The organism is Microbacterium sp. (assembly GCF_003248605.1).
Taxonomy (GTDB): domain Bacteria; phylum Actinomycetota; class Actinomycetes; order Actinomycetales; family Microbacteriaceae; genus Microbacterium.
Map to the genome: position 1 here is coordinate 1 of NZ_QFPF01000097.1, position 10,017 is coordinate 10,017.

At 70.2% G+C, this 10,017-nt stretch carries 9 protein-coding genes and 2 tRNA genes; 2 read left to right on the forward strand and 9 right to left on the reverse strand.

Annotated features, from left to right (window positions below):
• Window positions 1-260 precede the first annotated feature (260 nt).
• Together tig and DI573_RS11885 are read right to left on the reverse strand one after the other, a co-directional pair.
• Complete coding sequence (gene tig, locus DI573_RS11880; RefSeq protein ID WP_292814490.1) at window positions 261-1,766, reverse strand: trigger factor; 1,506 nt, start codon at window positions 1,764-1,766, stop codon at window positions 261-263.
• An 81-nt stretch (window positions 1,767-1,847) separates the two neighbouring features.
• Window positions 1,848-1,921, reverse strand: a tRNA-Pro gene (locus DI573_RS11885).
• 206 nt (window positions 1,922-2,127) lie between these two features.
• Between DI573_RS11885 and DI573_RS11890 the strand changes: the two genes are divergently transcribed.
• Window positions 2,128-2,198 (forward strand) — tRNA-Gly (locus DI573_RS11890).
• A 12-nt stretch (window positions 2,199-2,210) separates the two neighbouring features.
• On the opposite strand, the gene DI573_RS11895 is transcribed toward DI573_RS11890, so the two are convergent.
• Complete coding sequence (locus DI573_RS11895) at window positions 2,211-2,744, reverse strand: gamma carbonic anhydrase family protein (protein WP_292814469.1); 534 nt, start codon at window positions 2,742-2,744, stop codon at window positions 2,211-2,213.
• A gap of 10 nt (window positions 2,745-2,754) precedes the next feature.
• Window positions 2,755-4,911, reverse strand: a complete 2,157-nt coding sequence (locus DI573_RS11900; RefSeq protein ID WP_292814472.1) for an acyltransferase family protein — start codon at window positions 4,909-4,911, stop codon at window positions 2,755-2,757.
• 149 nt (window positions 4,912-5,060) lie between these two features.
• On the opposite strand from DI573_RS11900, the gene DI573_RS11905 reads away from it, so the two are divergent.
• Entirely contained in the window at window positions 5,061-5,558 is a 498-nt protein-coding gene (locus DI573_RS11905) for a DNA starvation/stationary phase protection protein (RefSeq protein WP_292814475.1), read from the forward strand.
• 187 nt (window positions 5,559-5,745) lie between these two features.
• Here DI573_RS11905 and DI573_RS11910 read toward each other — a convergent pair whose 3' ends face one another.
• The 5 genes from DI573_RS11910 to DI573_RS11930 all read right to left on the reverse strand — a co-directional run.
• A complete protein-coding gene (locus DI573_RS11910; protein ID WP_292814493.1) occupies window positions 5,746-7,224 on the reverse strand; it encodes an amidohydrolase family protein in 1,479 nt (492 codons plus the stop codon).
• Between the two features lie 38 nt (window positions 7,225-7,262).
• The gene (locus DI573_RS11915; protein ID WP_292814478.1) at window positions 7,263-7,904 is read right to left on the reverse strand and encodes an FMN-binding negative transcriptional regulator; all 642 of its coding nucleotides are present in this window, start codon (window positions 7,902-7,904) and stop codon (window positions 7,263-7,265) included.
• 38 nt (window positions 7,905-7,942) lie between these two features.
• A complete protein-coding gene (locus DI573_RS11920) occupies window positions 7,943-8,944 on the reverse strand; it encodes a DNA-formamidopyrimidine glycosylase family protein (protein WP_292814481.1) in 1,002 nt (333 codons plus the stop codon).
• Window positions 8,944-9,480, reverse strand: coding sequence for a ribose-5-phosphate isomerase (locus tag DI573_RS11925; protein ID WP_292814484.1), 537 nt, complete (start codon window positions 9,478-9,480; stop codon window positions 8,944-8,946). The genes DI573_RS11920 and DI573_RS11925 overlap by 1 nt, the downstream gene beginning before the upstream one ends.
• Before the next feature lie 21 nt (window positions 9,481-9,501).
• The coding region (locus DI573_RS11930) for a ferrochelatase (RefSeq protein ID WP_292814487.1) at window positions 9,502-10,017 on the reverse strand (516 nt) is incomplete at its 5' end.

The following is a 10,017-nucleotide window of genomic DNA, read 5'->3' on the forward strand; positions in this document are numbered from 1 at the left end:
GTCTGCGACGAATCTACCGGCGCGCATCGGCGCCGCCGGTCGTGTTCGCCGTGGGCAGATCGACCCTCGATCCGCACGTTGGGGCGCGGGAATCACGTTGGGGCGCGCTGCAGCGCGCCCCAACGTGATTCCGACGCCCCAACGCCGAACACACGGGGCCGACGCGGGCATGGGGCCGACGCGTCGAGGCACGGCACTCGCGGCCCGGAGACGCCAAAGGGATGGATGCTGCAGCATCCATCCCTTTGGCGTTCAGTCGATTACTCCGTCTCGGCCGCGGCCTTCTTGGCCGGGGCCTTCTTGGCGGGAGCCTTCTTGGCCGGGGCGTCTTCGGCGGGAGCCTTGGCGGCGGGGGCCTTCTTGGCGGCCGGAGCCTTCTTGGCCGGAGTCTTCTTGGCGGGCTTCTCGGCCTCGGCGGCGGCCGCCTCGTCGGCGATGTCCTGCGCCTCCTCGGCGGCCTCGAGCTCGGCCTCGTCGATCTCTTCCTCGTCGTCGACGGCGACGAAGCCCGAGAGGTCGACGGACTTGCCGTCGGTGTCGATGACCGTGACCTTGCCGAGCGCGATCGCGAGCGCCTTGTTGCGGGCGACCTCGCCGACGAGCGCCGGCAGCTGGTTGCCCTGCTGCAGCGCCTGCATGAACTCCTGCGGGGCCATGTTGTACTGCGCCGCCGACTGGATGAGGTACTGGGTCAACTCCTCCTGCGAGACCTGCACGTCGGACTGCTCGGCGATCGTGTCGAGCAGAACCTGCGTGCGGAACTGCTTCTCGCTGGCCTCGGTCACCTCGGCGCGGTGCACGTCGTCCTCGAGACGACCCTCACCCTCGAGGTGGTTGTGCACCTCGTCCTCGACGAGCTGCGCGGGCACCGGGATCTCGAGCTGCTCGAGCAGCGTCTCGATCAGCTTGTCGCGCGCCGCCGCGCCCTGCGTGAACACGGACTGCTCGCTCACGCGCGCGCTCAGGCTCTCGCGCAGCTCGGCGACCGTGTCGAACTCGCTCGCCATCTGTGCGAAGTCGTCGTCGGCCTCGGGCAGCTCGCGCTCCTTGACGGCCTTGATCGTCACGGCGACCTCGGCCTCCTCACCGGCGTGGTCGCCCCCGACGAGCGTCGAGCGGAATGTGGTCTCCTCACCCGCGGTGAGCGACTCGATCGCGTCGTCGATACCCTCGAGCAGTTCGCCCGAGCCGACCTCGTACGACACGCCGCCGGCGCGGTCGATCTCGGCGCCGTCGATCGTGGCGACCAGATCGAGCTCGACGAAGTCGCCCGTCTTGGCGGGGCGGTCCACCGTCAAGAGCGTGCCGAAGCGGCCGCGCAGGCGATCGAGCTCGGCGTCGACCGCAGCCTCGTCGACCTCGACGGCGTCGACCGTGAGGGTGATCGTCTCGAGCTCGGGCAGGGTGATCTCGGGGCGGACGTCGACCTCGACATCCACCAGCAGGTCGCCCGAGAAGTCCTTCTCGTTGGGCCACTCGACGATGTCGGCGGCCGGACGGCCCACGATGCGCACCTTGTGCTCGGAGACGGCCTGACGGAAGAAGGTGTCAAGCCCCTCGTTGACGGCGTGCTCGATGACGGCACCGCGGCCCACACGCTGATCGATGATCGGCGCGGGCACCTTGCCCTTGCGGAAGCCGGGGATCTGGATGTCCTGCGCGATGTGCTCGTACGCGTGCGTGATGCTGGGCTTGAGCTCATCGGGGGTGACCGTGATGCGCAGCTTGACGCGGGTGGGGCTCAGCTGCTCGACGGTGCTGTTCACCATGCTTGTTGTTCTCCTCGGTGGTGTTCCGCACACGCGGACGCGGCGGGTGAAGGTCTGTGAGGTCTGGGGGCACGTATGTCGGGGCGACAGGATTTGAACCTGCGGCCTCCCGCTCCCAAAGCGGGCGCTCTACCAAGCTGAGCTACGCCCCGGGCGGTACCCACGCAGGCGCGCGGACACGAAACGGCCCATGCGAGTCTAGCCGACGGTCGCACGCGGCGAGGTGCGCGCGCCATCGCCCCACCGCCGCGGCGATTCGTGGGCCCTCGCAGACTCCGTTACACTGACGGATGCCGCGGCTCACCGCCGCAGTCCCCCACAACTGAACACCCACCCTCGACGGCCACCCGTCGAATGCGGGGCTGTAGCTTAGTGGTAAAGCCTTAGTCTTCCAAACTAATGATGCGGGTTCGATTCCCGTCAGCCCCTCCGATTCCGAACTCAGCCGAGCGCCGCCGCGTGGCGCGCGGAGTGCTCTCGATAGACGTGCGCGTTGCGGAGGATCCCCGCGCGTTCGTCATCGCTCAGCGTCCGGCGCACCTTGCCGGGGACTCCCGCCACGAGCGAGCCATCGGGCACGACGGTCCCCTCGAGCACCACTGCACCGCCCGCGATCAGGCACCCCGCACCGATGACGGCGCCCGAGAGCACGACGCTTCCCATGCCGATGAGGGTGCCGTCGCCGATGCGGCAGCCGTGCACGACCGCATTGTGCCCCACCGAGACGTCGGCGCCGATCTCGACGCCGTGCGCGGCATCCACGTGCACCGAGACGTTGTCCTGCAGATTGCTGCCCGGACCCACGCGGATCGAGGCGGAGTCGCCCCGCAGCACGGCGTTGTACCAGACGCTGGCACCCTCGGCGAGGGTCACCCCGCCGACCACGCGCGCGCCGGCGGCGATGAAGGATGCGGGGTGCACGACGGGCTCCGCCCCCTCGAGGGCGATCAGCGAGGCGTCGGGTGAGATCGTCATGCGCTCGAGGCTATTGCGTCAGCGAGCCGTCGCCCATCCCCAGTGCCGATCTCAGCGCGACCTCGTACTGCGGCGCGAGCGAATCGACGAAGCTGACGGTGAGGTGATCCTCGTCGCGATACACGTTCGCCCCGCCGATGACCGGGAAGCACGTCGTGTCGTCGCAGAAGACATCGGTGAAATCGAGCACGGTGACACCATCCAGACCGTCGGCGGCGTCGCGCAGCGCATCCTGGTCGCCCAGCAGCGCATCGCGCGGACCGTCGCACGCGGCGACACCGCGCGTGCGCAGGCACTTGTTGGGATCGTTCTCCCACACGGGGTTGTCGACGACCGTGACGATCGGGATGCCGGCATCCAGCATCGGGGCCCACGCCTCGCGATATCCGGCCACCGCCGCGTCGTGCTGCGAGTCGAAGCCCGCGGTCGAGTAGGGGGTGGTGGAGATGGCGGCGGTGAAGATCGCGTCGGGTGCTCGCTGCTCGAGCACCTCCACGGCGTTCTCACGCCACTGGGTGCATGCCTCGCCGAACGCGCCGGGGGTGGACAGGGGTGTCGTGCTCCACGGGCACGCGCCTTTGAAGAGGGTCGTGAGGTGCCACCCGTTGTCGGTCGCGATGCGCTCGAACGTCGACAGCAGCTGGAAGGCGTGACTGTCGCCGATCAGCACGATCTCGGGCGCGTCGGGGGCGTCCGAGCCGAACTCGCACGTCACGGGGCGCGTGTCGTTCAACTGCACGAAGCACTGCTCCTCGGCGGGCCGATCCGCGGCGGCGAATCCGGGTGCGGGGAGCACCTGGTCGCCGAAGTCGGTGCCGGCGCAGGCGGGGTCGAGCACGCTCTGCGCGCCGAAGCATTCCGGCGGGTCTTCGCGCAGCGAGGCGATCGCCGCGACGCCGTCGCGGTAGGCGGGCGCGTTGACGGCCCACGCGCCCGCGGCGGTGGCGGCCACGAGGATCATGGCGACCAGCGACGACCACAGCGTCACGCGCGGGCGGCGGCGGGTCAGGACCTTCCAGGAACGCGCCGGGTCCTCCACGAAGCGCTTGGTGAGCCACGCGAGCACGAAGCAGAGCGCCAGCAGTGCGACGCGGTGGTAGATCGTGAGCCCCCAGAAGGGCACCGAGGGGGCGATGACGATGAGCGGCCAGTGCCACAGGTAGAGGCTGTAGGAGATGTCGCCGACGAACTGCGCGGGCCGGATGGACAGCATCCGCGTCGGGTACCACCAGCGCTGCGTGTTGGATGCCGCGATCACCGCTGCCGCGCCGAGAGTCGGCACGAGCGCCATGTATCCCGGGAAGGGCGTCTGACCGTCGAAGAAGAACGCCGCATACAGCAGCGCGAAGACGCCCGCCCAGCCGAGGACGAAGCTGCCGACCGCGTGCCGCACGCGCAGCATCGGGATGAGGGCGATCATCGCCCCGACGCCGAACTGCCACATGCGCGTGAACGTGACGAAGTAGGCGGGTGCGGGATCTGTGATCGTGAAGATCACGCAGAACACGAACGAGGCCAGCGTGACCACGCCCAGCGTCCAGAGGATCGCGCGGCGACGGGCGGCCCGCGCGAATCGCACCGCGATGTATGCCGCACCGAGCATGATCAGGGGCCACAGCACGTAGAACTGCTCCTCGAGCGAGAGCGACCAGTAATGCTGCACCGTCGTGGGCTCCCCCGAGAGCGCGAGGTAATCGGTGGAGGAGATCGCCAGGTACCAGTTCTCGACGTAGAAGGTCGAGGCGATGATCTCGCGCACCTCGTTGGGCAGCGCGGACAGGGGGAACAGATACGGCGACGCGACGACCAGCGCGCTGAAGAGCAGCACGAGCAGGGATGCCGGCAGAAGCCGCCGCGCGCGACGCGCCCAGAACTGGGCCAGGCGCACGCCTCCGGTCGCCTCGATCTCGCGCATCAGGTGGCCCGTGATCAGGAAGCCGGAGATGACGAAGAAGACGTCGACGCCGACGTACCCGCCGGAGAGGCGCCCCGGCCAGAAGTGGTACAGCACGACGAAGAGCACCGCGATCGCGCGCAGGCCCTGCACGTGCGGGATGAAGCGCGACGGCTCCGCGTGCTCCGGCGACGCCGCGGGCGGCTCTCTCAGGACGGTGCGGGCAGGCGACCCGAGGTTCTGGGGGCCGAGGTCGTGGTCTGCGGAGGGCACCAGATGACGGTACCCGCCCGCGCACCCGATCCCAGTATTTCCGCGTCGTTCCGCGGCGCTTAGCCCAGCCTCAGCTTGCTTGCGGAATGTCTGAGGCTGAGTAGCGTTGGGCCCAATGAGCCACGAGAACCGTGGCAGGAGGGGATGTCATGACCAAGGCACACACCGATTCCACCACCGTTTCGACCAGTTCCGTCGACCCCACCGTCGCCGCCGGCGCGGCCCAGTTCCTCTCCCCCGTCGTGCTCGGCCTCCAGGCCCTCGTCGTCAACGGCAAGCAGGCCCACTGGCACGTGCGCGGGGCGAACTTCGTGGGCGTGCACGAACTGCTCGACGTGATCGTCGACCACGCGGGCGACTGGGCCGACACCGCTGCAGAGCGCATCGTCGCCCTCGGCCTGCCCATCGACGCACGCCTCTCGACGATCGCAGGCAAGGTGACGCCGACGGCCGTCCCGGCCGGCTTCACGGCCTCCGACGAGATGGTGCGCGACGTGATCGCCGACATGGACGCCGTGCTCGCCGACCTCCAGGCCGCCATCGACGGCCTCGACGAGGTCGATCTGACGAGCCAGGACGTCGCGATCGAGATCAAGCGGGGCCTCGAGAAGGACCGTTGGTTCCTCGTCGCCCACGTCAGCGCGTAGCAGCTGTCGTCTAGCCCCCGGTGCCGCACGGCCCGGGGGCTTCGTCATGCCCGGGCCCCGGCATCCCCGCCCGTGCACAACGGCGGATGCTGTCCCCGACGCGCCGCGCGCAGGCTCAATGAACCGGCGTGTCGGCGCTTCCGTCCGAAGCTGTGCACGCCGGGCAGGTCCCTCGGACGGCTCGAGCTCAGGCGATGTGCGTGAGCCGACCGCCGAGCAGGGTCGCGGCGATCCCCATGGCGCGCAGGCCCGGCTCATCCGCGGTCCGGGGATCGGCCGTGCACAGGGCGAGATCGCCGCGCGCACCGGGTTCGATGCGCGCGGCGCCTCCGCCGCTGCCGCCGTGCGTCGATGCATCGAGCGCCGTGCCGATCGGGACGGCCTCCTGCGGACGCCACGGCGCGCGGCCGCCCCGGCTGCGGAAGACCGCCGCAGCCATCGCCGCCCACGGATCGAGCGGTGACACGGGCGCGTCCGAACCGAACAGCAGCGCAGCCCCGGAATCGGCCAGCGCACGCAGCGGATAGGCCAGCGCCGTCTGCGCCGCCCACTCCCGCTCGGTGATGTCGCGGTCATCGAGCGCATGCACGGGCTGCACGCTCGCACCCACGCCGAGGCGCGCGAACCGGGGGATGTCGGCGTGGGCGACCAGCTGCGCATGCTCGACCGTGCCGGTGGCGCCGGTCAGGGCGTACGCGTCGAGGGCTCGGGTGTTGGCGACGTCGCCGATCGCGTGCACCGCGCATCGGAGGCCCGCTCCCGTCGCCTGCGTCATGAGCTCGATCAGCCGTTCGGGCGCAACGGTGAGCAGTCCCGTGTTGTGCGGGTCGTCGGGATAGGCATGCGAGCACGCCGCCGTGCGCGTGCCGAGCGATCCGTCGGTGATCACCTTGAGGGGGCCCACGTGCACCAGGTCGCTGTCGGCTCCGCGGACGGGAGCGCCGGAGACCAGCCCCTCGGCGATCGCGCGATCGAGATACTCCGGGTAGATGCCGAACTCGACGCGCAGCGCGTCGAACCCCCCGACGAGTCTGCGGGTCCAGGCTCCCTCGTTCCAGGCCATGTCGAGATCCACGATCCCGACCACCCCTCGCGCCGCGGCGGCCCGTGCGGCGCGCGTGACGAACGCGTCGGCGATCGCGGGCTCGATGTCGTTCAGACGGCGCGAGATCTCGAACGCCGGCCCCTCGCGCAGCACGCCGTCGTCGGCGAGGTCGACCAATCCCTCCCGACGCAGCGCTGCGGAGTTCAGCCAGACGCTGTGCACGTCGGCGTTGATCAGGTAGGTCGGCACCTCGCCCGTCACCGAATCCAGCAGACCGAGGCTCGGCGCGTCGGGCCAGAGGGCGTCGCGGTATCCCGTGCCCACACGTCGACCGTCGTCCTGGACACCGTGGAGCACGGGTGCATCCGCCATGATGCGCGCCGCGTCGACCGCCGACGCGGCGGAGCCGAGCTCGACCCGCTGGGCGACCAGTGCCCACTGCATCACATGCACGTGGTGGTCCCACAGGCCCGGCGTCAGCCAGCATCCCGTGCCGTCGAGCGCGGCGCCCCGCGGTCGCAGTGCGCCGGCCGGGGCGATGTCGATGATGCGGCCGTCGGCGACGAAGACGTCGTGCGGCTCGTCGTCGCCGCCGGGCAGCGGCGATCCCGCCGAAACGATGCGTGCGCCGAGGACGGCCGTGACGTGCTCGCCGTGGTTCACGGCGTCGGCGCCCGTCGTGCGTCGAGAGCACGTCGCATCTCGTCGGCGAGGGCGGGCTGAGCGTACACGCCGTCGCCCGAGAGTTCGGCGATGATCGTCTCGACGACCTCGGCGGGGCGGTTCTGGCTGAGCTTGCGCTTGGCGACCACACGTGTCGGCGTCAGCCGGAACCCCACCGTGCCGCGCTCGAGGCGCTCGACGAAGACCGGATCGTTCGGCGCCTGCCACATCGGCCGGGGGTGAGCCATCGTGCCCTCGAACCGGTCGACGAGGCGCTCGAGCACGCGGAGGTTGTCCTCGGTGCTGAGCAGCTCGGGTACGCCGGAGAGGTGGGCCGAGACGAAGTTCCACGTCGGCACCGCCGCGACATCGCCGTACCATCCCGGCGAGATGTAGCCGTGCGGCCCCTGGACGATCACGAGCAGCTCCCGGTCGCCGAGACCGTGAATCAGGTCGTCGGGCTTGCCGACGTGCCCCACGATCGTGAGGTCGTCGCGCGCGTCGTCGAGAAGGACCGCGTAGTGCGAGGCGACGGCTCCGTCGGCGGTGTGGCTGACGAGGGTCACCCAGGGATTCAGGTCGATCAGCCGACGCAGTTCGCCGACGTCGGTCATCGCGAACGAGGGATTCTGGCGCACCCGATCAGCCTACGATCCGCGCGTGCGGATGGATGCTGTCAGCGCTGACAGCTCGGGCACCAGTAGAGCTTGCGGGCACCCATTTCCTCGAGCAGCACCTCGGTGCCGCATACCCGGCACGGCAGACCCGCGCGGTGGTAGACCCAGTGCCGGTCGTCGCGGTGGGCCATCGCGCGTCGGTACGCGTCGGGGTCGAGGTCGTCCATCGTCATCATCTGGCCGGTCTCGACGCCGATCGCGAGCAACCGCACCCAATCGCGCCACAGCTCGCGGACTACATCGGTCGGCACGTCCCGGCCCGGCGTGTGCGGGTCGAGCCGTGCGCGGAAGAGCATCTCGGCCCGGTACACGTTGCCGATGCCGCTGACCACCGCCTGATCCATCAGCAGCAGACCGATCGGCGTCGTCTTCCTGCGCACCGCCGTGACGAAGCGCTCCTCCCCCGCGGCGACGTCGTCGACCAGCGGGTCGGGTCCGAGCTTCGCGATGGTCGCGGCGACCTCGTCGGGGTTCTGCAGCTGACAGGCAGTGGGGCCCCGCAGATCGGCGCAGGTGCTGCCCGTGAGCAGACGCAGACGCACCTGGCCGACCACGGGCGGGGGCCATTCGTCGCCCTCGTCCGCGAGCCCCGTCGTCTGCTCCGACATGCGCACGTGCACGCGCGCCCGGCGCGGCGCGCCGATCGAACTCAGGGAGTTCTCCCCTGCGGCATCGAACACGGGCTCGCCCTCGAGAGCGGTGCCGCGCTGGTTGGTCTGTCCCATACGCCCGTTGGCGGCCGCGATCGTCGGGTCGAAGAGGATCTCGCCCGCGAAGTCCCAGGCCCCGTACATCCCGAGGTGTATCCGCAGCCACAGATCGGCGTCGAATTCGAGAAACATCTGCTTGCCGACGGCGCGCACCGAGACCGCCGACCGTCCGTCGATGGCCGCGGCGCCCTCGAGGAACCGGCCCTGCGGGCTCGAGGCCGAGACCTCGCGCCCGACATAGTTGCGGTCGAACTGCCGGGCGATCCGGTGGACGGAGTGCCCCTCGGGCATCAGCCCGCCTCGGGGTCGATCGCGTCGGCCGACTCGCCGCCGGCGGGCGCTGCCGCCCGCGGGTCGGGCAGGAGCGAGCCGTCGATCTCGTAGGCGCCGACCTGGGCGATACGGCGGACATGCCGCTCGTCCTGCGAGAACGGCGTGGCGATGAAGGTGTCGATGAACGACGCGGCCTCTTCGAAGGTGTGTTGACGTGCACCGATCGCGATCACATTCGCATCGTTGTGCTCCCGGGCGAGCTCCGCCGTCGCCGTGCTCCAGGCGAGGGCGGCGCGCACGCCCCGCACCTTGTTGGCCGCGATCTGCTCGCCGTTGCCCGAGCCGCCGAAGACCACACCCAGAGCCTCGACGCCCTCGGCCTGATCGCGCACGACGGCCTCCGCCGCACGAATGCAGAACGCCGGGTAGTCATCGACCGGGTCGTACTCGAGGGGCCCGTGATCGATGACCTCGTGGCCCTGGTCGCTGAGGTGGTGCTGCAGGCGGGTGGAGAATTCGAGACCTGCGTGATCGGTCGCGATGTGGATGCGCATGGCATTCATCCTAGGGAGCGCCTACGGGGCGATCCCGGATGCTGCCGGCTTGAACCCCGCACGGATGTTCTCGCAGCAGGCGGGCCGGCACACGTCGAACCACGGTCCGAGGTCGGTCACGTGCGGTCGATCGGCGGCCGGGGTGCCGTGCAGTCGCTCCTCGACGAGATCGACCAGACCCGCGACGTAGGCGGGGTCGATGCCCGGGGTGGGCGTGCGCACGGCACGCAGACCCGCCTCGGCGGCGGCATCCATCGCCTCGGTGTCGAGGTCCCACTTGACCTCCATGTGATCGCTGACGAAGCCCAGCGGCACGATGACGACCGCTCTGCCTCCCTGAGCGGGCAGCGTCTCGATCACATCGCAGACGTCGGGCTCGAGCCAGGGCTGGGTCGGCGGGCCCGAGCGCGACTGATAGACCAGCTGCCAGGGCACGGTGGCGGCATCCGCGTACTCGTCGGCCACCTGCGCCATGATGTACTCGGCCACGGCGAGGTGCTGCGCCTCGTATTCTCCGCCGTCGCCCCATTCGCGGTC